A 22120-nucleotide genomic window follows, 5' to 3' on the forward strand; every position below is an offset into this window, starting at 1 on the left:
GCAATCGGCATAATCTATTGCTGTGGGTTTTTCGGGGGCAATCATCATGGGCGATACCACATCAGACGTGCAGGGCAAGGCGCAAACTTTGCGTGCGCAAGTGCAGGAACTGCAACTCAAAGCAGCCAAAGCGCAGGAATACGTTGACCAGCAACAGGCGCGACGTACCAAGTTGTTGGCGGAGCGTGAGCAATACGTCAAACAGAACCCCTCGGCTGCGTCGCTGGTAACGCCTTCGGTCGAAGTTAGCCCCGCAGATGCGAAAGAACCCTCAGGTTGTATGTTCGCCGGAAAATCAAGTGCGGCGAAAACACCCGCCACCGCTCCTGCGGCTAATGCATCGGCGCATCCCAAACTGGTTAGCCTCAATGCCCAAATTGCTGACTGCGATAACCTGTTGGCGGTGTGGAAAAAGCGCGTGGAAGAATACAGCAGCATGGCAAGTAAGCTCACTGCCGATGCTGATGCGCTGGATAAGCGTGGGCAAGCAACCCCAGCGGGGCAAACCCAGCAAACCACCCCTACTGCGGGTACTTACAGCGTCGTGCTGCACCGCACCGACATTGCCGCCCCGCCCGTCAATATGACCTTGGATCAGCCGTTTACTGCCGACGCTATCCACATCCGGCGCAACAACCAAACGATCAGCGGCAACACCATCAGCGACACGATTTTGGATTTGCCTTACGGACAGGCGCAAAAGTTGGCGGATCAGGCGCACCGCGATGCCATCCAGTTGATCCCTTCTGACCAGTTCGCGGGTGGGGAATTGGAAAATCTCACGATCAGCGGCAACCGCATCCATTCCAGCGGCAAGTTGCAGGGTATTTTCGGCTCAGACGGCATCTTCCGTAACCTGACGATCATTTCCAACACCATCGACACCCAGTCAGACCACAAAATCACCATCAATGGTTTGGTCGGAAAAAATAACCGCATCCAAGCCAACCGCGACGCGCAAGGCAAATTGGTCGCGGTGCAGCTCAACCCCATCCGTTTGGGCGGTAATCTGGCAACGGGCAATGTCTGGATTTTGTCGGTAGTGGCAGAAGACCAAACGCAATACGGTTACAGCCCGTTGGATGTCGGTAATGACGGCAATCAGCACATTCAGGATAACCGCAGCGTGGCGCAAAACCGTGACCGGGCAAATGGCGATGCCAACCTGACGAATTTCCCGCTGAGCGAATTCAAGCGCCAATTACGCACCATGACCATCGGGCAATTGCTGCAATACAGCCCCTCCGTGGATGCGGCAGTGAATGCATGGTTGCTCAAAGTGGGGGAATTGCTGCCGGGTTCCGCGAACTTGCTGGCACGGGTGGAACAAGCGCGTGCGGCTTACGAGATGCAGCGCAATGTCCCGATTAGTGAACTGCTTGCCCACAGCCCGGATTTGCAGAATTTCTTCATTCAAGCCTTAGCGAAATGGGTGGCAAGCACAACGGCAGGGAAGGCTTAAGCCCACGCCTGCCGCCGAGATTTAGTGCTGTTGGTAACGGGTCAGGCGGGTTTCGATCACTTGCCCATCATCGTTGTGCTGCGCTTGGACAATGCCGTAACCCAGTTCTGGGGCAAGCCATACAGTGGTTTTACGCTCACCATCCGTATGCTGTACTTTTTCGCACTCGAAACGTCCCGCCGGGGTTTCCAGCGTTTCCTTACCGAGTTTACGGAAGCTGTACGTGTGTACCTTACCCCTATTGGCAGTGTGGTAGGTCAGCGGTTTATTGGCGGCAAGGTCGTCCATCAGGCGCAATTCCATCAGCGCGGGGTCGATCGTGCCATTGGGCGTTTGCAGTTGGAGGCTGCTGCCATCATAGGTTTCTTGCGCTTGGGTAGGGCTGCTGAAAGTGACTTCATCCCGGCGGTTTTTGCGTTTGCTTTTGTGCTGGAGTGAATAGCTTTTTGGCAGCAATTGTTCGCCCTGTCGTGCCCCGCTGCTGCGTTCGTTTAATACATCGCCACTCAAGATCGCGGCAAGCCCGTTGGCTTTGGTCAGCTTTTGGTAGGTATAGCTACCGCCATTGTAGCTCAGGCTGGCATCCATACCGCCGAGGGTGATGCCGTCCACATTGACCGAATAGCTGGCCTGAAAAGCGTCAGGGGCGGCTTGCGCCAGTGAGCTGGCAAGTAACAGGCTAAGGGCTGGTAGTGTGTATTTCATGTTGTGTCGGTTCCTTGTTTTGGGTGTCCATTGCCGCGTTTGACCGCCAAATAGTGGGTCAGTTCAGGTGCTAATCTTGAGGTTCGGCAACAAAGCAGTTGACCAGCCATCAAAAATACTACAAAGATGATCTAAAATATTGGAAAATCAGCCCAGCGAGCCAAGAATTGCTCTGCAACCTCGGTGATGTCTTGGCAGGTCAACGGTAGGTCGTTTAGGAATGACCGCCGCGATGCATTGAAAAATCAGGGAGAACCCTTCTGTGAGTAAAAATATTCTTCAACTTTCCGATGCCACGTTTGGGCAGGAAGTACTGAAATCCCCAACGCCGGTACTGGTTGACTACTGGGCGGAATGGTGTGGGCCATGCAAAATGATTGCGCCTCTGCTGGAAGAGCTGGCGGTTGAATTTGCGGGCAAGTTGACTATTGCCAAGCTGAATATTGACCATAACCAAGTAACGCCGCCGCGTTACGGTATCCGTGGTATCCCAACCTTGATGCTGTTCAAAAATGGTGAAGTGGCTGCGACCAAAGTTGGGGCGCTGTCTAAATCCCAGTTGACGGCATTCCTTAACCAGAACCTGTAAGCACAATACGTCGCGCCATGAGGGGTTTTTTCCGCTCATGGCGTGCCGGAGAGCACTATTTTACTAGACGCAACCTGATCTGCGTGCTAACTTAGCTTCACTTGAGTCTGCATCCAGATTCATTCCTGCGAATCCTGTCCCGTTTCTTTCGATGGAATCCTATTTAAGCCTCTATCCGTGCGCTTAGATTGCCTCTATGGGCTTTATACGTTATTCCAACGACATCTGCTGCTATTAAGGGACAGGGGCTACCTTATCAACTGGATTTGATAAAACACCTCACTCACACATACACATATGAACCTGTCTGAATTAAAGAAAAAATCGGTCACTGAAGTTTTCGAAATGGCGCAAGCCATGGGCATTGAAAGCATTTCGCGCACCCGCAAGCAAGACATTATGTTTGCCCTGTTGAAGGCACATGCGCAAAATGGCGATGACATTTACAGCGACGGCGTGTTGGAAATCCTGCAAGACGGCTTCGGCTTCTTGCGCTCGGAAGACTCCAGCTACCTCGCCGGGGCAGATGACATCTACGTTTCGCCCAGTCAGATACGCCGCTTCGGGCTGCGGACGGGGGATACGGTCGCGGGGAAAATTCGTCCTCCCAAGGATAACGAACGTTATTTCGCCCTGCTGAAAGTCGATAGCATCAACTACGAGCCACCAGAAAGTGCGCGTAACAAGATTGCCTTTGAAAACCTCACGCCTTTGCACGCCGATGAACGGATGCGCATGGAGCGTGGTAATGGTAGCCGTGAGGATATTACCGCCCGCGTTATCGACATCGTAGCGCCTTTCGGTAAAGGCCAACGGGGTTTGATTATCGCGCCGCCAAAGGCCGGTAAAACCATCATGCTGCAAAACATTGCGCAGAGCATTGCCTCCAATTACCCAGACAGTTACCTAATCGTCTTGCTGATCGACGAACGCCCGGAAGAAGTAACGGAAATGTCGCGCATGGTGCAAGGCGAAGTGGTTTCTTCCACCTTCGACGAGCCTGCTGCCCGCCACGTTCAAGTTGCGGAAATGGTCATCGAAAAAGCCAAGCGTTTGGTCGAGCACAAGCGTGACGTGGTAATCCTGCTGGATTCCATCACCCGTTTGGCGCGTGCTTACAATACCGTCGTGCCATCCTCCGGTAAGGTGTTGACAGGTGGTGTGGATGCGAACGCATTGCATCGCCCGAAACGTTTCTTCGGTGCGGCACGTAATATCGAAGAAGGTGGCAGCTTGACCATCATTGCCACCGCGCTGATTGATACCGGCTCCAAAATGGACGAGGTTATCTACGAAGAATTCAAGGGTACGGGCAACATGGAAATCCATCTGGATCGCCGTATTTCCGAGAAGCGCGTATTCCCTGCGATCAACATCAACCGTTCCGGCACGCGCCGCGAAGAGTTGCTGACCACCCAAGACGAACTGCAAACCTTGTGGGTATTGCGCAAGTTCTTACACGGTATGGACGATCTGGAAGCGATGGAACTGTTGTTCGACAAGCTCTCCAAAACCAAGACCAATAGCGAATTCTTCGATGTAATGCGTCGCGGGTAAGTAACACACCCCATCCCTGCCATCCCATCGCGCTTGGCAGGGCATCGGAGGATTTCCCTTGAGTCATATCCCCCAAACCCCTCCACCTGCTCCCACGTTTTGGGAAGCCTTCCTGTACTGGCTGAAACTGGGTTTCATCAGCTTTGGTGGCCCTGCTGGGCAAATCGCCATGATGCACACCGATCTGGTGGAGCGCAAACGCTGGATTTCCGAACACCGTTTCCTGCACGCACTGAATTTCTGCATGATCTTGCCGGGGCCGGAAGCTATCCAATTGGCGATTTACATCAGTTGGTTGATGCACGGCGTATGGGGCGCAATCGTGGCGGGAGTGCTATTTTTCCTGCCGTCATTTTTGCTGCTGTCGTTGTTGGCGGGGGTCTATCTGGCGTGGGGCGATGTGCCGCTGGTGCAAGGGTTGTTCTACGGTATCAAGCCTGCGGTGGTGGCGGTGGTGTTGTTTGCCGCGTGGCGTATCGGTAGCCGTGCGCTGAAAAATGAAGTGCTGTGGGGTATAGCGGCGCTGGCGTTTGTTGCTATCTTCGTGTTTGGGGTGGGTTTCCCGTGGATTGTGTTGGCAGCGGCAGTGCTGGGGGCAATCGGCGGCAAACTGATGCCGGAAAAATTCAAAAGCGGCGGTGGGCACGGCGCAAGCAATAAGGTTTACGGTGCGGCGGTGATTGATGACGATACCCCGACACCTGCGCACGCCAAATTTTCTTGGGCAAAGCTGGCAATGACTGTGGTGGCTTGCACGCTGATTTGGTTGGTGGCGATGTTTGCCATCCGTGGTGAAACGGCGTTGACGGAAATGGCGACCTTTTTCAGTAAGGCCGCGTTTCTGACCATCGGTGGCGCGTATGCGGTGCTGCCTTACGTTTATCAGGGCGGGGTGGAACATTACACTTGGCTGACTGGGCCGCAAATGATGGACGGTTTGGCGCTGGGTGAAACCACGCCGGGGCCGTTGATCATGGTGGTGACGTGGGTTGGCTACCTCGGTGGGGTTGCCAAAGGGGTTGCCGCTAATTCGGTGATGGCAGGTTTGGCAGGAGCTGCGGTGGCGACCTTTTTCACCTTCCTACCGTCGTTCCTGTTCATCCTCGTCGGTGCGCCAGTGGTGGAATCGACACGGGGCGAATTGAAATTTACCGCGCCGCTGACTGGCGTGACCGCCGCCGTGGTCGGCGTGATCCTGAATCTGGCAGTATTCTTTGCATGGCACACCTTCTGGCCTAAAGGCACGGGGAGTGCGCCGTTTGCGCAGCCGTTCGAGTGGTTTACAGTGCTGGTTGCGGTGGCTGCGTTCGTTGCCTTGTGGAAATACAAGGTGGACATCATGAAAGTAATCGGCGCGTGTGCGCTGTTAGGTCTAGTTTACACTTACATTTTGGGGATCATGTAACCATGGAACGTACCATCAAACCTGAAGACTTTGCCGCCATTGCCGATACCGCCATTGTGCTGGATGTGCGCCGCAAGGAAGACCGCGATGCTTCCAATGAAACCCTTCCTTTTGCTTTATGGAAAGACCCCGCGCAAATTGACCAGTGGATTGGTGCACTGCCGCACAGCCACGAAGTCATCATCTATTGTGTGCGTGGCGGGGCTGTCAGCAACAGCGTGGTTGACCGCCTGCAAGCCGATGGCGTGAAAGCGCGGTTCATTGAGGGTGGGATTGAAGGGGTGAAAGCGGCTGGGGGCAAAGTAGGGCGTAAGTGATGCGTTACATCGGAACTATCCAATGAGCAGCCACATCCAGTCACTCCAACAAAAAAAACTCCTGCCCAGCCCGCCGGATTTTCTCAGCAGTGCCGTGCAATACGAAGTCATCATGGGTTCGGTGGCGTATGGGGTCAGCAACGACAGTTCGGACATGGACATCTACGCTTTTGCGATTCCGCCCAAGACCATGATGTTTCCGCATTTGCGCGGCGAAATTCCGGGTTTTGACAACTATTCGGTGCAATTCGAGCAGTACCAGCAGCATCATATCCGCGATACGGCGGCGTTGGGTGGCAAGGGGCGGGTGTATGACGTGACGGTGTTTGCGATTGCCAAGTATTTCCGCCTGCTGACCGAGAATAACCCCAACATTATCGACAGCCTGTATGTGCCGGAAAATTGCGTGCTGTATGCCTCGCCCATCGGCAAGCTGGTGCGCGAGCGGCGGCAACTGTTCCTGCACAAGGGCTGCTGGGCGAAGTTCAAGGGGTATGCCTACGGGCAGATGCACAAAATCCGTACCAAACAGCCGGAGGGCAAGCGCAAGGAATTAACGGAGCAATTCGGTTATGACGTGAAATTTGCCTACCATGTGGTGCGCTTGCTGGGCGAGGTTGAGCAATTGTTGATGCATCAGGACATGGATTTGCAGCGCGATGCCGAACAGATGAAAGCGATCCGCCGGGGTGAATGGACGCTGCCGCAACTCGAAGATTACTTTGCCCGCAAGGAAGCCGATCTGGAACGGGTGTATCTCGCCAGCCGCTTGCCGGATGCGCCGGATACGGATGCCATTCGCCAGTTGCTGACGGATTGTCTGGAACAGCATTTCGGCTCGATCAGCGAGGCGGTGAGCCGTCCGCACGCGGCTGAACGGGCGTTGGAGGAGATTGGGCAGGTGTTGCAACGTTATCAGGGGAAAATGTAAATGCAGGAACTGATTAATACCAGCATCCGCACGGAAGTGTTGAGCAAGCTGGAGGAGCTGGCTCGCCAGCATCAGGTGACGATTATTAGCGCGATTGAAAGCGGCAGCCGTTCGTGGGGATTTCCTTCGCCGGATAGTGATTACGACGTGCGCTTTGTGTATGCCCATGCGCCGGAGTGGTACATCCAGCTTGACCCGGAACGCGATGTGATCGAACTGCCCGTCAACGCGGTGCTGGATATTGGCGGCTGGGATGTGCGCAAAGCGATGACGCTCGCCAACAGCGGCAACAGCGTGATTCAGGAATGGCTGATTTCACCGCTGGTTTACCACGAAGACTCGCAACGGGCTGCGCTGCTGCGTGAGATGGTGGCGCGTACCTTCAACGCCAAGGCGACTTTCCACCATTACAGCGCGATGGCGCATAACATGATTGCCGCGCTGGATGCGCCGGACATCAAGCTGAAACGGTTCTTTTACATCAGCCGCGCCACCCTGAGCGCGTTGTGGGTGATGCGCGAACACACGATGCCTACCGTCGTGTTCCCGGATTTGTTGCAGGCATTGACGGATGACGTGGCGGTGCTGGAGGCGTTTCAGCGGCAGATTCGGGATAAGGCGACGAAAACCGAGGCGGAAACGGGGGCGGTTGATCCGCTGTGTCTGGCGTTTGTGCGGGCGGCGTATCGGGAGGTGATGGCGGCGGATGTGGATAAGTTGCCGCCAAGGCAATATGCTCTGAGTAATGACGATTTGCGTAAGTACTTGATGGGTTAAGTGGCTGTTGAAAACTGATGGTTGAAAGAATTTTTCAAGATATTCCTGATGGCAAACTTGCAGAGGCTGATAGCCAACCTTTTTTAATCAGCTTGGGTTGGTCGAAAGGCGCAACATGGAACGATTTGCTGCAATCAAAGCGCGTGCTACTTATCTCCGAGGCAGGCGCGGGTAAAACGTATGAGTGCCGTACTCAGGTAAAGCATTTACGGGATAAAGGGGAATATGCTTTTTTCGTCGAGTTGGCGAGTCTGTCATTAAACGATCTTCGCAGTTCACTTGATTATGACGAAGAGAAAGATTTGGATGCATGGCTTTCCTCACAATCCGATATTGCAACATTCTTTCTCGACTCGATCGACGAGTTAAAATTGAGTCGTGGTTCATTTGAGCTGGCATTGAAACGCTTGCAAAAGGGAATTGGCAATCAGCTTCATCGCGTTCGCATTGTAATAACGACTAGACCTATCCCATTTGACGAACAGCTAGTGCGTCGTATTTTACCTGTTCCTGCTGCACCAGAGGCTGAATCCAAAGAAGAGATCTTCGCAAAAACTGCGATGAATGATCACCGAACAAGCCAAATTGAAAATAAGAAAAACAAGGAGGTCAGTGATTGGCGAACATCTGCACTGATGCCACTATCTGATGAGCAAATCGTTGAATTCGTAACAGGACAAGGTATTGATAATCCTACAGACTTGATGGATGACTTACGTAAAAGAAATGCACAAGAATTTGCTCGTCGTCCCCAAGACTTAATCGAACTCTGCGCAGATTGGCGTGAATACAAGCGTATACGGACACATCACGATCAAGTGGGGTCAAATGTACGGATCAAACTGCAAGCAAGAGACGACAGACCTGAGCCTGCTGAATTATCTGTCGATAAAGCTGTGGATGGTGCAAGCAGACTGGCGTTAGCGATGCTAGTCACACGCCGCTGGACAATTCGCCACAATGCGGCATCAGACGATATTGAGCAGGAAGCGGCTCTTAATCCAGCAATAATTCTGTCCGATTGGAATCCTGATGAACCTAAGGCACTGCTTGAAAGGCCATTGTTCGGCTTTGCCTCCTATGGAAGAGTGCGTTTTCACCATCGGTCAGTTTGGGAGTATTTAGCCGCAGAACGCCTAAAAACACTTCTTCGAGCGCATAAGATAACTTTCCGCGCTCTCAAACGACTTCTTTTCGCACAAACCAAGGGCAAGACCATTGTCCGTCCGTCGATGCGCCCAGTAGCTGGTTGGTTGGCACTCTCAGAAAATACGATTTTCGAGATGCTGCGTGATAACGAACCCGCAGTACTCCTCGATGAAGGTGATCCCGAATCTTTAACTCCAACTCAGCGTATTCAGGCACTACGTGCTTATGTCGAGCGTTATGGTGTAGGTGGGTGGCGTGGATTGCGTGTTCCACATATTCAGGTTCACCGTTTTGCCTTCCCGGAATTGGCGGAAGAAATTACCCGATGCTGGAAGATTGGTGTTGAAAATCCTGAAGTCCGGGAAATGTTACTTGCACTTATTGAGGCTGGAGGTATTGCTAACTGTGTTGAGATAGCCCGTGAGGTAGCCCGCAATAGAAACGCTTCCTACACAGAGAGAATGAATGCACTGGATGCGCTAATTTCACTCTCAGATCCATCACTAAAGGATATTAGTGCCGAAATTGCACATGATGAACAGCAATGGCCTGACAGCATCGCGCGTGGGGCTATTAGTCGACTGTTCCCTAATCACATTTCAATACAACAGCTTTGTTGGGTGCTTGGACGACTTGAAGAGAAAAAACATAATATTGGTGATCTAAGCTGGCAATTATCTTATTTGATTGCTGATGCTAAGCTTGATAAGCCAAGTTTGGTCGAATTCCGTGATGAATTGGTAAGATTAGTTTCTGATGGACTTCACTGGGATGAAGAATGGAAGCCTTTTTCTTGTGATAGACCCCATTTGAGCGGGGCATTAGCCGCAATTTGTCTTCGTGGACTCTCATTGGAAACGAGTAGTGCATGGTTATCTGCGAGTGTTCTAGCGCTTCGCTTGCAAGATCGTGAGTATGGTAGCGATGAAGTTCACCAAGAATTACATTCACGCCTGAGAGATTTGACTGCTGAGGACAATGAACGCCTGTTTTGGGCAGAAAATTCACTGCTGCAAGTACTTCAAGGTACTGATGATCCCAAGAAACGTTTCGTTGAAATCATACGCTACGGTGGAATTGTTGAACTCCGCGTTGAGCGTGATTTAACTTGGATAAAAGATGCACTTGGAGACACCACGCGCCCCTATAATGACCGGGCTTTGGTGTTGGAGATTGCTCTTCGCCTTTCGCATGGTCAAGAAAAATGGCGAAGTCATCTCTCCACCTTAAATGCATTAGTCCGTGATCAGCCCACTCTTCTTGCTGTAATTGGCGAATGGTTGCAACCACCAAAACACAATACAGAGAATTTACATTGGGAAAAAGAACAGGCTAAACGAAAAGAACAACGAGTAAGGAAAGAAGCAAAAAACCGAGCGAGTTGGATTCAGTTTCAACGTGAGATTGCTGGACACCCTGAGAGAGTTTTTTCTCCCGAACGCAGTTGGAATACTGCTTGGGATCTCTGGCGTGTGATGGGGCATGATAAAGAAGGCAGTAAAACATCAGGGTGGAATCGGCGTTTTATCGAAAAGCAATTTGGTAAACAGACGGCTGATAGACTGCGACTCACGCTAATAGATATATGGCGAAAAGAGAATCCAACGCTTCCAAGTGAAAGACCCGAAAACGAGCGTAACACTTATCTCATTCGGTGGCGACTTGGGCTTGCTGCGATTTACGCTGAAGCTGAAGACCCGCAATGGGCTATCAAGCTAAGTGAAAAGGAAGCAGAACTTGCGGCACGATATGTAGCTATGGGATTTAATGGCTTACCCCATTGGGTGGAACAACTTGTTATAGCTCATGAAAATGTGGTGGATAGAATTCTGGGTCAAGAATTAAGTTGGGAATTATCGCAGGGTTTCGAGGGACAAGCTTACTCGATGCTTTTGCAGGACATCTGCCATGCATCTGAGGCAGTTGCAAAAGTTTTCCTTCCCCGTCTCCGCAGATGGTTGGATTCACAAGAAAATACTTCGGATGATGAAACAGCCCTCAAAAATATTGCTTCCCGCATGAGAAAGGTTATTGATGTATTGATGAAGTATGGCGACGAAGAAATGCTCGCCCATGTGCGTACCCTCGCGCAACAGCACCTCAATAATGATCTGCCGAGAGAGTTGGTTTTCGTCTGGTTGCCGATTCTTATAAAGCTTAGCCCCGATCTTGGTATAGCCGCACTTGAAGAGCGGCTCCAGTCGGTCGAACCAGCGAAGCGCAGCGAGGCGGTTACATGGTTCAGCGTGCTTTTCGGGGATCGTCATGAACCAATCTCCCTCTCCGGTGCAGCATTTACACCACAGCTATTACTACGTCTTCTTCGTCTTGCATATTTTCATGTCAGATATAACGACGATACGGAGCATGAGGGTAGTTATACACCAGATACTCGAGATCATGCCGAACGTGCTCGTGAATATATTCTGAATACATTACTTGGATTGAAAGGTGAAAATGGCTGGGCAGCAAAGCTAGAAATGGCTGCTGATCCACTTTTCGCACATTTCAAAGATCGTATCCTCGCTATCGCTGAGGAAAATTGGGCGCAGGAGATTGATTCGGAAGTACTCGACGAAATGCAAGCTGTCGCACTCGACAGAGCAGGAGAAGCACCACCATCTACGAATAGTGCAATGTTCGCCATTTTGAATGATCGCCTTTCTGATCTGGATGATCTTTTGCTGAGTGATATATCACCTAGAGAGGCTTGGGCAGGCATAACCGAAGAAAGGGTCATGCGTCGCGAGATAGCACGAGAGTTGAAACATGTTGCCAATAATCTTTACACCGTAGATCAAGAATCTGTTACCGCAGATGAAAAAGAAACGGATATTCGCCTGCGCTCCACCGCGTCAAACCATGAAGCCATTATCGAACTCAAGCTTGCGGATGGTCGTTATGGTCGTGATTTGCGCGACACTATTTATGATCAATTGGTCAAGAAATATATGGCAGCCGAAGCGAGTCGGTCAGGGTGCTTGCTTATAACGTTGGCGAAGGATCGGCAGTGGGATCATCCTGATAATGGTCAGCGTATTGGGTTAATCGAATTGGAAGCCTTGCTTCGTGCGGAAGCTAAGCGGGTTGAAGAGGCTATGGGTGGCTCTGTTGCACTTGTTGTTCATATTTTGGATTTACGCTCCAGACTTTCTAAAGAGAAATAAAACTTCGCGCTGTATTTGTGCAGATTCTCACCGTAGCCAAGCTTTTGTTGGAGAAACTCACCCACTTTCTACCATAAGAAAATTCATATGGTAATTTCAGCTAGCTTTTCGGGGATAAGCCCCATCTACAGTGCTTGGTAATACTGCACACACTGCATGAGTAGTCATCTACCTGCTGCGATGTTTCGGTTTACCCGGCGGTTTTGGCTTATTACCGCCCATATCCGCCCGTGGTTTCGGTGGCAACCCCGTATGCTGCATCAACATTTTTCCACCCTGCGGCTTACCCGCATTCGGTTTACTCGCCGCCATTGGCGCAGGTTTCCCCACCCGCTTCTGATGCTCCCCGCCCTTATTCTTGCGCCGATGCGCCTCATACACCAACTGTTCCTCACCCGCCTTGTAATGCGGGATCAACTGGTTCTCGCCATCGCCGATCAATTCCTGCCGCCCCATCTCCGCTATCGCTTTGCGCAGCAGCGGCCAGTTCTTGGGGTCGTGCCAGCGCAGGAAGGCTTTGTGCAGCTTGCGCTGTTCCGGCGTTTTGGCGGTGGCGACCTTTTCGCTTTTGTAGGTCACTTGGTGCAGCGGGTTCTTTTCGCTGTAGTACATGGTGGTGGCGGAGGCCATCGGTGAGGGGTAAAACGCTTGCACTTGGTCGGCGCGGAAGCCGTTTTTCTTCAGCCACAGCGCGAGGTTGAGCATGTCTTCGTCGGAGGTGCCGGGGTGCGCGGCAATGAAATACGGGATCAGGTATTGTTCCTTGCCCGCTTCCTTGGTGTATTTCTCGAAGAGCTGCTTGAACTTGTCGTAAGTGCCGATGCCCGGTTTCATCATTTTGGACAGCGGCGCGGATTCGGTGTGTTCCGGTGCAATTTTTAAATAGCCGCCGACGTGGTGCGTGACCAACTCCTTGATGTATTCGGGGTCTTTAACCGCCAGATCGTAACGCAAGCCCGAACCGATCAAGACCTTTTTAATGCCCGGTAAATTACGCGCGGTGCGGTACAGTTCTTTTAACGCGGCGTGGTCGGTGTTGAGGTTTTGGCAAATGTCAGGGTAAACACACGCGGGTTTGCGGCACGACGCTTCGATCTTCGGGTCTTTGCAGGCGAGGCGGTACATGTTCGCGGTGGGGCCGCCGAGGTCGGAAATAACTCCGGTGAAACCCGGCACTTTGTCGCGGATTTCTTCGACTTCGCGGATGATGGATTCCTGCGAACGGTTCTGGATGATGCGCCCTTCGTGTTCGGTGATCGAGCAGAAGGTGCAGCCGCCAAAGCAGCCGCGCATGATGTTTACCGAGAAACGGATCATTTCATACGCGGGAATGCGTTCGCCTTTATAGGACGGGTGCGGCAAGCGGGCGTAAGGTAGCCCGAACACGTAATCCATTTCCGGCGTGGTCAGCGGGATCGGCGGCGGGTTGATCCACACATCCACTTGCCCGTGTTTTTGCACCAAGGCGCGGGCATTGCCGGGGTTGGTTTCCAGATGCAGCACGCGGTTGGCGTGGGCGTACAGGGCTTTGTCTTTGCTGACCTTTTCAAACGACGGCAGGCGGATCACGGTCTTGTCGCGTTGCAAGCGGGCGCGGGGGTGGAAGGTGAGCTTGTGTTCGTCGGCGCGTTTGCTGCGCGGGTCTTCGTAGCTGAACCACTGCACATTGCGCTTTTCGACCTCGCATTCGTCCATCTCGGTGGTGTTCAAATACGGGTTGATAATGCGGTCGATTTTGCCCGGTTGGTCGATGCGGGAGGAGTCGATTTCCATCCAGCCTTGCGGGGTGTCGCGGCGCACGAACGCAGTGCCGCGCACGTCGGTAATCTGCGCCACGGGTTCGCCGGAAGCGATGCGGTGCGCGACTTCGACGATGGCGCGTTCGGCATTGCCGTACAGCAGCAGGTCGGCGGCAGCATCCATCAGGATTGAGGTGCGGACTTTTTCCTGCCAATAATCGAAGTGCGCAATGCGGCGCAACGAGGCTTCGATCCCGCCGATAATGATGGGTACGTCGGGGTAGGCTTCGCGGCAGCGGTGCGAATAAATCAGCGTGGCGCGGTCAGGGCGTTTGCCTGCCAGCCCGCCGGGGGTGTAAGCGTCGTCGGAGCGCGTTTTGCGGTCGGCGGTGTAGCGGTTAATCATCGAGTCCATATTGCCTGCCGCCACGCCGAAGAACAAATTGGGTTCGCCCAGTGCCATGAACGGGTCTTTGGAATGCCAGTCGGGTTGCGCAATGATGCCAACGCGGAAACCTTGCGCTTCCAGCACCCGCCCGATGACTGCCATGCCGAACGAAGGGTGGTCTACGTAAGCATCCCCGGTGACGATAATAATGTCGCAGGAATCCCAGCCCAGCGTGTCCATTTCCGCACGGCTGGTGGGGAGATACGGCGAGGTGTCGTAGCATTCCGCCCAGTATTTAGGGTGGTCGAACAGTGACGGGGCAATTTGGGTCTGAATTCGGGCGGACATAGGGCTAAAACACAGTAAAAGATAAGGCATTGTAACAGGTTATTGAGCTTGAGCCTTTAGCCACATTTTCTCATTATCCATTCCATGAACTTTTTGGCGAGATAACCCATCCAAGCCCAGAATACGTCAATAATTTACAGGAATGTAACCATGAAAAAAATCGTCTTCCCCCTCACCGCTGCTGTGGCTTTACTGTGCAATGCCGCCTACGCGGTCGATGCCAAACTCAATAACACCGAATGGGCATTGCAATCCCTCTCAGGCTGGAATGGGCAATCACCCGCGAAATTGCCGCGCCCCGCGACGTTGGCGTTCAACGGCGATAACGTCAGCGGCAGCGATGGTTGCAACTCGTTTAACGGCATTTACACCCAAACAGGGAAGCCTAACAGCTTGCGCATCCCCACTGACAAAATGATGTCCACCATGATGGCGTGCATCGACAATGTGGATAAACTTTCCCGCCAATACACACAAATCTTGAACCAAACGGCTACCTACCAATTGAATGGCAATAGCTTGACCCTGAAAGATGCGCGGGGGCGGAAACTGGCTTCATTCACTAAACCTGTCTCGACCTTGCCCGGCACAAGCTGGCAGGTGCGGGATTACAACAACGGTCGTGAAGCCATCGTTGGCAACGCCAATACCCCAAACATGAATGTCACCTTTGCCAAGGATGGGCGTGTCACGGGCAATGGGGGATGCAACGGTTTTTTTGCCACCTACACCCACAACCCAAACGACAATAGCATCAAAATCAGTCAAATAGGCGCAACCAAAATGTTCTGCCACCGACCAGAAGGTGTGATGCAGGATGAAGCCGATTTCCTGAAAGCCTTGGCGAGTGCCAAAACCTTCCGCCGCTCAGGCTCGACGCTGGAGCTGTTTAACCAACAAGGCATCCTTGCAGTTGGGTTGGGTCTGAAAGCCGGGAAGTAAAGTTCCCGCCGTCGGGGTTACACCTGCAATTTTTTAGGGAGATATTCTGGCTGCGCTGTAACGGGTATTGTCCGCAATCCCTGCATCCTCAAACCCTTTCCGCCGCAACCGGCACGCATCGCATTCCCCGCAAGCCTGCCCTTCGCTATCCGCCGCGTAGCACGTAACCGTCCGGGCATAATCCACGCCCAAGCGCACACCTTCACGGATAATATCGGCCTTGGTTAAGTCGATCAGCGGGGTATGCAAGGTAATAAGCGCACCTTCCACCCCCATTTTGGTGGCAAGGTTTGCCATCGCTTGGAAGGCGGCAATGAATTCCGGGCGGCAATCCGGGTAGCCGGAATAATCCACGGCATTTACGCCGATGAAAATGGCTTGCGCACCCAATACTTCCGCCCAGCCGAGCGCAATCGACAGGAACACGGTATTGCGGGCAGGCACGTAAGTGACAGGAATGCCCAGTGTCGGGCTGGTGGGTACGTCGATGTTTTTGTCGGTCAGTGCCGAGCCACCGAAACGTGATAAATCGAGGTCGATGATTTCATGGCGGATTGCGCCTTGGACGTTGGCCTGTTCAATCGCCGCCTGTAACTCCGCCGTGTGGCGTTGCCCATAACGGAAACTTAAGGCATAACATTCATAGCCTTGCTCAAGCGCCATTGCCAATACGGTAGCGGAATCCATCCCGCCTGACAGTAATACCACTGCTTTTTTCATCAATCATTCAGCCTGTTTAGCTCATCTAACAACGCCCGCACTCCCACCGCTTCCACACCATTGCCGATAGGATAACGATCATTCCCCGGACACACCATCAGACGCTTGCTAGGCTGTAAATCCTCACAAGCAGCATAGAATCCCTGCCTCGGTTTAGCAGCATTGGAGCGTTTAACCTCAATTGCCCATAGTCCTTGATTTGGCACATCCAGCAGCAAGTCAATTTCTGCCCCATTACTGCTGCGATAAAATCCAGCTACGGTATTGAAGGGAGCTGCGTTAATCAGGTTTTCAATCACGAAGCCTTCCCAACTATTGCCAACAACGGGATGCCCTAGCAGGTTGTCGAAGTCGGCAATGCCAAGCAGCGCGTGCACCAAACCGCTATCACGAATGTAAATTTTAGGTGATTTTACCAAGCGTTTGCCCACGTTACTGTGCCAAGGCAACAAACGCCGCACCAATAATAAATCGACTAGCAGATCCAGATAGCGGCTGACGGTCTTGGTGTCTATCATCAGATTTTTGCCGAGTTGGGATAGATTTAACATACCGCCTTGGTTGTGGGCGAGCATTGTCCATAAGCGCCGCAGCGTTTCCGCCGGAATGCGCACCCCGTAAGATGGAATCTCTCGCTCAAGGTAAGTGCTGATGAGGTTTTGCCGCCACACTAAACTTTGTTTGTCCGTTTTTGCCAATAAACTATTGGGGAAACCACCACGTACCCAGAGTGTATTTTCCTGCTCTGCCGCTAATTCGGTGAGCTGAAAGGGAGGCAATTCTAAATAAGCGATACGTCCGGCAAGGCTTTCCCCTGATTGGCGTAATAAATCACCTGATGCGGAACCCAGTAATAAAAATCTTCCGCTGCTGATGCCTTTGCGCCGTCCCCGATCTATGAGGCTGCGTAATGGCTGGAACAACTCCGGCATTCGCTGGACTTCATCCAGAATAACCAGCTTGTGTTCGTGTTGGGAAAGGTAAGCTTCCGGGTCGGTTAATTTGTGACGATCACTGGGACTTTCCAAATCGAGGTAAACGGAAGGCAGGTTTTGATGCATCAAGGTTTCAGCCAGCGTCGTCTTACCGGCCTGACGAGGCCCAAGCAGGGCAATAGCAGGGAATTGCTTTAGGTATTCAATCAATTGTGCTTTCAGGTTACGCGCTATCATAATGTTAATTATACATTATACTCCATGATTTGCATGGTTATAGTGATGCTATCACGAAAAAATCAATGTCCCGGTTCGTCGTTCCACAGGTATTTGTGTAATTGTAGCTGGAAGCGTACCGGCAGGCGGTCGCTGAGTATCCATTCCGCCAGTTCGCGTGCCTGAAATGCGCCGTGGGCAGGTGACAGCAACACTTCGCAGCGCCCGTACAGCGCGTGGGTATCTGCCATTGCGCGGAACCAATCGTAATCTTCGCGGCTGCCAATCACAGCTTTGAGTTGGTCTTTGCTGTCCAGCAGGTCGAGGTTTTCCCAGCGGTTTTTGTCCATTTCGCCGGAGGATGGGGTTTTGATGTCCATCACTTTGACTACACGCGGGTCAATGCCTTCCAGCGTGATTGCGCCACTGGTTTCCAGCGATACTTCGTAGCCTTGGTCGCACAGGGCAGTGAGCAAAGGCCAGCAATTTTTCTGCGCCAGCGGTTCGCCGCCTGTAACGGTGACGTAATGCGGTTGGTAGCTGGCAACTTCCGCGAGGATGTCGTCCAGTTCCCAACTTTTACCGCCCGTAAACGCATAGGCCGTGTCGCAGTAATGGCAGCGCAAGGGGCAACCCGTCAGACGCACAAAAACCGTCGGGAGGCCGACGGTTCGTGTTTCACCTTGCAGCGAATAGAAGATTTCCGCAATGCGTAAGCTCGCCAAACTCAATGCCCTTCGGCTTTCATTTTGTCGAGGCGCTCTTGGGCTTTCTGCTTGGTTTCGGTACTCTCAGGGAAGAAGCTGATCACGTCTTCGAGGGTTTTGCGGGCTTTGTCCCACTCTTTCAACTCGTAGAAGCTGTAACCCAGTTTCAACGCCGCGCCGGGGGCTTTGTCGCTGCCTTTGTAGTCTTTCAGTACTATCAAGAATTCGTCCGAAGCGCCTTTGTAGTCCTTTTCAGCATACAGGGCTTCACCGATCCAGTATTGGGCGCTGGAAGCCAGTGAACTGCTGGGGTAATCCTTGAGGAACTTGCGGAATGCCGGGATCGCGTCTTTCGGCGTTTTCAGCAGGGTATTGAAGGCTTCGTCGTAAACCGAGCGCTCTTCCTTTTCAGGCAGAGGTTTGTCATCTGCCTTGCTGCCAGCCGTGCTATCGGTGCTAGCTTTGTCAGTGCTGGTGGAGCTGCTTGCCAGCTTATCCGCGCTGCCCGTGGTATCCGCCGGTTTGTCGGTAGTGCTGCCAGTGCTGCTCGTGCCACTGGCGCTATCCGCTGACTTGGGCGGGTTCTTGTCATCGGGCACGCCCGTGCCATAGCTGTAATAGCTGTTCGGGTCAGTGCTCGTTGGCTTATCCGCGCTGATGCCTGACGGTAAGCTGTCCAGTTTGTTGGATGCGGTGCTGTCACTTGCCGTGCCGCTGGTTGTATCACTGGTTGGTTTATCCAGTGTTGCAGTGCCCGTGGTGTCGGTAGTATCTGGCTTGAGCTTATCCATGCGCTCATCCACTTGCTGCAAGGTTTCGCTCTGTTTTTCCTGCACTTTTTTCAAGTCGTTGCGTAACTGTTCGTTTTCGCCACGTAATGTGCTGACTTCCTTTTCCATGTCATTCAGCCGCTGCAATAATTGCACGGCTGCGTCATCGCTCAATGGTGCTGCGATGAGCGGCGCTGACAACAGCGCACTCACCAGCAAGGCCAAGGTACGATGGGTATCCTTGTTTCGCATGTCCTTATTCTCCGGCATATTTGATTTCGACGCGGCGGTTCTTGCCCCACGCGCTCTCATTATGCCCGAACACTGCCGGGATTTCTTCCCCGTAGCCGATCACTTCCATGCTATTGCTGCTCACGCCTTTGATTTGCATGTAATCCAGCACCGAGTAACCCCGGCGTTCTGACAGCGCCACGTTGTATTCACGGGAACCGCGCTCGTCCGCGTGGCCTTCCAAACGCACTTTCAGGTTGGGGTAGGCTGCCAGCAGCGAGGAATGCGCATCCAGTACGCTTTGGTATTCCGGGCGGATGTTGGAGCTGTCGAGGTCGAAGTAAATGACCCGTTGCGCCAGCACGCTATTGGGGTTGCGCAAATCAGCCGGGGTGTATTGGCTGCTGCCATTGCCCGCGCCGTAATTGCCTCCATTACCGTAACCATAGCCGTTATTGCTGCCGTAACCACCCGCACCGCCTGCGCCACCGGCTCCGCCAGCGCCGTTGGGGTTGCCACCTTGTTGGGAGCAACCCGTGACCAAAAATGCGGATACCAGTAAGTAAGCCAATATTGTTTTCATGTTCATAACACTCGTTCTCTCGCTATCGTGTTTAACTATTAATCCAGATAAGGCGACCATGCAGGGTCACGCACATCGCCTGCTTGGGAATACAGGATTTGGTGTGCTTTGCCATTGTCGCTGGCAACCGCCAGTGAGCCACGGCTGCCGCCATCGGTGGCGTACAACACCATCGTGCCGTTAGGGGCAATCGCAGGGGAATCATCCTGTGTGCCACGTGAGACTACGCGCTCTTCATGGGAGGCGGCGTTCATCACGGTGATGTTGGAAGAACCACCATTCTGGCGCACCATCGCTACGTTATTCCCGGCAATGCTTGCCCCGGCATTGTAACTGCCATTAAAGGACATACGGCTTTCCCCACCACCGCTAGCTGTGGTTTGGTAAAGCTGTGGTTGCCCACCCCGGTCGGAAGTAAACACGATGGTATTTGCACCCGCCCATTGCGGCTCGGTATCAATACCCCGGCTGTTGGTGATTTGGCGCATTCCACCGCCATTCGCCCCAACCACAAAAATGTCGTAATCGCCCCGGTTTGCCACGCTCACCGCCAGTGACCGCCCATCTGGCGACCATGCAGGAGACGTGGTGGATTTGCCCGGATCGGAAACCGCGCGTTTGCCGCCAGAAGCTAAATCTTGCACGTAGACCATCGGACGCCCGGATTCATACGACACGTAAGCCAATTGACGCCCATCCGGCGACCAGCTTGGTGACATCACGGGCTGGCGGGAAGAGGCAATGGTACGTGGGTTAAAGCCATCCGCATCCGACACGATCAACTGGAAAGTTTGACCACGTGCCGGGCCACTGGCAGAAACATAGGCAATGCGCGTATCGAATGCGCCTTTTACCCCGGTGATTTTTTCAAACACCAAGTCGGCGGCTTTGTGTGCCATGCGGCGTTGGTTGGGGTGTGCAGGAATACGGAAAGAGCCAACGGGTTGCCCACTGCCTACGTCAATCAGTTGGAAATCCAGCGAACTGGATTGGGTTCCAACCACCGCGTATTGCGCCCCGGCGGCACGTAATGCATCGGGGGACATACCTGCGGCACGGGCTGGGTCGATCAGGGCGAAGCGTCCGCTGCGTTGCAGGTCGGCTTCAATCACTTTTGCCAGTGGCCCGAAAGGGGCAACCACAATGCGAGTTCCATCGGCGGCGGCATCGCTGTCGATGCGGATGTGCAGTTCTTCTGCGGGTGTCACAGTCGGGAGCAACACGCAGGCAGAAAATAGAAGGGTAGCAAGGAGTTTCTTTTTCATAGCTATTACTCAAATGTAATTACAAGGGTGATGCCGTACAATTCGTCATATTCCGGTTTTGGAAATTGCTCAGAACGGTGGATGGCGGATTTGAGTGATTCACAGAATGCCGGGCTACCGTTGCAATTGAGCGTGAAGCGCCCGATGTTACCGGGTGGGTTTAAGCTCAAGCGAGCAGTGCCGGACATGCCGAAGTGATCGGATGGTTGGTTCCAATTGCCTTTTACTTTGCGCTTGATGGCGCTTGCCCACGCGGAACGGGCAGAACTTAAGTCACGGGAACTGACGCCACCGCCGCCGTGACCACCGCTATTCCCACCAGCCGCAGCGGCGCGGCGGGCTTCTTCTGCGGCTCTGCGTTTGGCTTCAGAGGCTTTCCAACGTTCACGGTCAGCCGCCAGTTCGCGGTCAGCGGCCTCTGCCGCACGGCGCTTGTCTTCAGCGGCTTGTTCGCGGGCAATGGCTTCAGATTTTTCCTTAGCATCGGCTTCCGCTTCGGCTTTGCGTTTGGCTTCGGCGCGGGCTTCTGCCAGCAGTTCGGATTTTGCTTTGGCGTCGGCTTCCGCTGCGGCTTTTTTCCGGGCTTCGGCTTTGGCGTCAGCGAGGGCTTCTGATTTTGCTTTGGCTTGTGCTTCGGCGGCTTTTTCCCGGCGTTTTTCTGCTGCTGCGGCTTCGCGGCGGGCTTCGGCTTTGGCGTCAGCAGCGCGGGCGGCGGCGGTCGCTTCGGCTTTACGTTCGGCTTCAGCTTTGGCGCGTTTATCCGCAGCGGCTTGTTCGCGTGCGCTTTCCTTTGCGGCTTCCCGTGCATTGTCGCGTGCGGCTTGTGCTGCTTCGGCTTTGCTTTCCGCTAAGGCTTGGCGTTTGGCTTCTGCTGCGGCTTGCTGGCGGGCTTTTTCCGCTGCCAGCGCTTGGGTGTCTTCCTGCTGCTTGCTTTCTTCAACAGGCGGCGGGGTATTCGCTTGCGTATCGTTGGCGTTGGTTTGCGGTTCCGCAGCACCTTGGGCGGGCTTGTCGTCGGCCCGTTCCGATGGGGTGCTTAGGTCTTCGGCGGTAATCACTTGTACTGGGGTAGCAGCTTCCGGTTCCGGTTTTTGGGAAAACTTGAAGCTCAGCACCAGCAGCAAAATGACCACAATGTGGAGAACCAGTGCCCAGAACAGTGCTTTCGGATTTTTCAGTAGCTCTTTAAACATGGGTTAATCCACTCATTATCGCCA

The 22120-nt window shown here is 53.2% G+C and carries 18 protein-coding genes; 9 read left to right on the forward strand and 9 right to left on the reverse strand.

Annotation, left to right across the window (positions count from 1 at the left end):
• The first annotated feature begins 46 nt into the window (after positions 1-46).
• Positions 47-1462, forward strand: coding sequence for a hypothetical protein (locus tag PHE17_RS02565; protein ID WP_301014246.1), 1416 nt, complete (start codon positions 47-49; stop codon positions 1460-1462).
• 21 nt (positions 1463-1483) lie between these two features.
• Here the strand turns inward: PHE17_RS02565 and PHE17_RS02570 are convergent, their stop codons facing one another.
• Positions 1484-2167: a DUF3108 domain-containing protein gene (locus PHE17_RS02570; protein ID WP_301014247.1), complete on the reverse strand. Its 684-nt coding sequence runs from the start codon at positions 2165-2167 to the stop codon at positions 1484-1486.
• Positions 2168-2429: 262 nt separating this feature from the next.
• Between PHE17_RS02570 and trxA the strand changes: the two genes are divergently transcribed.
• The 7 genes from trxA (at position 2430) to PHE17_RS02605 (ending at position 12059) form a co-directional block, all read left to right on the forward strand.
• Positions 2430-2756, forward strand: coding sequence for a thioredoxin TrxA (gene trxA, locus PHE17_RS02575; protein ID WP_301014248.1), 327 nt, complete (start codon positions 2430-2432; stop codon positions 2754-2756).
• A gap of 297 nt (positions 2757-3053) precedes the next feature.
• Positions 3054-4313, forward strand: coding sequence for a transcription termination factor Rho (gene rho, locus PHE17_RS02580; RefSeq protein WP_301014249.1), 1260 nt, complete (start codon positions 3054-3056; stop codon positions 4311-4313).
• 58 nt (positions 4314-4371) lie between these two features.
• A complete protein-coding gene (gene chrA, locus PHE17_RS02585; protein WP_301014250.1) occupies positions 4372-5718 on the forward strand; it encodes a chromate efflux transporter in 1347 nt (448 codons plus the stop codon).
• Between the two features lie 2 nt (positions 5719-5720).
• On the forward strand, positions 5721-6035 hold the full coding sequence (locus PHE17_RS02590) for a rhodanese-like domain-containing protein (protein WP_301014251.1): 315 nt from the start codon (positions 5721-5723) through the stop codon (positions 6033-6035).
• 22 nt (positions 6036-6057) lie between these two features.
• Positions 6058-6966: a nucleotidyltransferase domain-containing protein gene (locus PHE17_RS02595; protein WP_301014252.1), complete on the forward strand. Its 909-nt coding sequence runs from the start codon at positions 6058-6060 to the stop codon at positions 6964-6966.
• Positions 6967-7743 carry a nucleotidyltransferase domain-containing protein gene (locus PHE17_RS02600; protein ID WP_301014253.1) on the forward strand — a complete coding sequence of 259 codons (777 nt, stop codon included), beginning with the start codon at positions 6967-6969 and terminating at the stop codon, positions 7741-7743.
• Positions 7744-7760: 17 nt separating this feature from the next.
• Positions 7761-12059 (forward strand): hypothetical protein, encoded by a 4299-nt coding sequence (locus PHE17_RS02605; protein ID WP_301014254.1) that lies wholly within the window; start codon positions 7761-7763, stop codon positions 12057-12059.
• Between the two features lie 168 nt (positions 12060-12227).
• Here PHE17_RS02605 and PHE17_RS02610 read toward each other — a convergent pair whose 3' ends face one another.
• On the reverse strand, positions 12228-14534 hold the full coding sequence (locus PHE17_RS02610; RefSeq protein ID WP_301014255.1) for a YgiQ family radical SAM protein: 2307 nt from the start codon (positions 14532-14534) through the stop codon (positions 12228-12230).
• 150 nt (positions 14535-14684) lie between these two features.
• On the opposite strand from PHE17_RS02610, the gene PHE17_RS02615 reads away from it, so the two are divergent.
• The gene (locus tag PHE17_RS02615; RefSeq protein WP_301014256.1) at positions 14685-15476 is read left to right on the forward strand and encodes an META domain-containing protein; all 792 of its coding nucleotides are present in this window, start codon (positions 14685-14687) and stop codon (positions 15474-15476) included.
• Between the two features lie 33 nt (positions 15477-15509).
• On the opposite strand, the gene queC is transcribed toward PHE17_RS02615, so the two are convergent.
• From queC to tolA, 7 genes are all read right to left on the reverse strand, one after another.
• The gene (queC, locus tag PHE17_RS02620; RefSeq protein WP_301014257.1) at positions 15510-16196 is read right to left on the reverse strand and encodes a 7-cyano-7-deazaguanine synthase QueC; all 687 of its coding nucleotides are present in this window, start codon (positions 16194-16196) and stop codon (positions 15510-15512) included.
• Positions 16196-17368 (reverse strand): ATP-binding protein, encoded by a 1173-nt coding sequence (locus PHE17_RS02625; RefSeq protein ID WP_301014258.1) that lies wholly within the window; start codon positions 17366-17368, stop codon positions 16196-16198. Before PHE17_RS02625 ends, queC begins: the two co-directional genes overlap by 1 nt.
• Before the next feature lie 62 nt (positions 17369-17430).
• Positions 17431-18072 (reverse strand): 7-carboxy-7-deazaguanine synthase QueE, encoded by a 642-nt coding sequence (gene queE / locus PHE17_RS02630; protein ID WP_301014259.1) that lies wholly within the window; start codon positions 18070-18072, stop codon positions 17431-17433.
• Between the two features lie 2 nt (positions 18073-18074).
• Positions 18075-19076 (reverse strand): tol-pal system protein YbgF, encoded by a 1002-nt coding sequence (gene ybgF, locus PHE17_RS02635; protein ID WP_301014260.1) that lies wholly within the window; start codon positions 19074-19076, stop codon positions 18075-18077.
• 4 nt (positions 19077-19080) lie between these two features.
• Positions 19081-19638: a peptidoglycan-associated lipoprotein Pal gene (pal, locus tag PHE17_RS02640; protein WP_301014261.1), complete on the reverse strand. Its 558-nt coding sequence runs from the start codon at positions 19636-19638 to the stop codon at positions 19081-19083.
• A gap of 38 nt (positions 19639-19676) precedes the next feature.
• A complete protein-coding gene (gene tolB, locus PHE17_RS02645) occupies positions 19677-20903 on the reverse strand; it encodes a Tol-Pal system beta propeller repeat protein TolB (RefSeq protein ID WP_301014262.1) in 1227 nt (408 codons plus the stop codon).
• A 5-nt stretch (positions 20904-20908) separates the two neighbouring features.
• A complete protein-coding gene (gene tolA / locus PHE17_RS02650; protein ID WP_301014263.1) occupies positions 20909-22096 on the reverse strand; it encodes a cell envelope integrity protein TolA in 1188 nt (395 codons plus the stop codon).
• Between the last annotated feature and the right edge of the window lie 24 nt (positions 22097-22120).

The sequence above is a fragment of the Thiothrix sp. genome, from assembly GCF_028714775.1.
Classification (GTDB): domain Bacteria; phylum Pseudomonadota; class Gammaproteobacteria; order Thiotrichales; family Thiotrichaceae; genus Thiothrix.

Bases quoted from the DNA above. Each gene is read 5' to 3' on its own strand.
- tolB (WP_301014262.1), bottom strand. From the start codon at position 20,903: ATGAAAAAGAAACTCCTTGCTACCCTTCTATTTTCTGCCTGCGTGTTG.
- ybgF (WP_301014260.1), bottom strand. From the start codon at position 19,076: ATGCGAAACAAGGATACCCATCGTACCTTGGCCTTGCTGGTGAGTGCG.
- rho (WP_301014249.1), top strand. From the start codon at position 3,054: ATGAACCTGTCTGAATTAAAGAAAAAATCGGTCACTGAAGTTTTCGAA.
- pal (WP_301014261.1), bottom strand. From the start codon at position 19,638: ATGAAAACAATATTGGCTTACTTACTGGTATCCGCATTTTTGGTCACG.
- PHE17_RS02595 (WP_301014252.1), top strand. From the start codon at position 6,058: ATGAGCAGCCACATCCAGTCACTCCAACAAAAAAAACTCCTGCCCAGC.
- queC (WP_301014257.1), bottom strand. From the start codon at position 16,196: ATGAAAAAAGCAGTGGTATTACTGTCAGGCGGGATGGATTCCGCTACC.
- tolA (WP_301014263.1), bottom strand. From the start codon at position 22,096: ATGTTTAAAGAGCTACTGAAAAATCCGAAAGCACTGTTCTGGGCACTG.
- PHE17_RS02615 (WP_301014256.1), top strand. From the start codon at position 14,685: ATGAAAAAAATCGTCTTCCCCCTCACCGCTGCTGTGGCTTTACTGTGC.
- PHE17_RS02570 (WP_301014247.1), bottom strand. From the start codon at position 2,167: ATGAAATACACACTACCAGCCCTTAGCCTGTTACTTGCCAGCTCACTG.
- PHE17_RS02605 (WP_301014254.1), top strand. From the start codon at position 7,761: ATGGTTGAAAGAATTTTTCAAGATATTCCTGATGGCAAACTTGCAGAG.
- PHE17_RS02600 (WP_301014253.1), top strand. From the start codon at position 6,967: ATGCAGGAACTGATTAATACCAGCATCCGCACGGAAGTGTTGAGCAAG.
- PHE17_RS02610 (WP_301014255.1), bottom strand. From the start codon at position 14,534: ATGTCCGCCCGAATTCAGACCCAAATTGCCCCGTCACTGTTCGACCAC.
- PHE17_RS02590 (WP_301014251.1), top strand. From the start codon at position 5,721: ATGGAACGTACCATCAAACCTGAAGACTTTGCCGCCATTGCCGATACC.
- PHE17_RS02565 (WP_301014246.1), top strand. From the start codon at position 47: ATGGGCGATACCACATCAGACGTGCAGGGCAAGGCGCAAACTTTGCGT.
- PHE17_RS02625 (WP_301014258.1), bottom strand. From the start codon at position 17,368: ATGATAGCGCGTAACCTGAAAGCACAATTGATTGAATACCTAAAGCAA.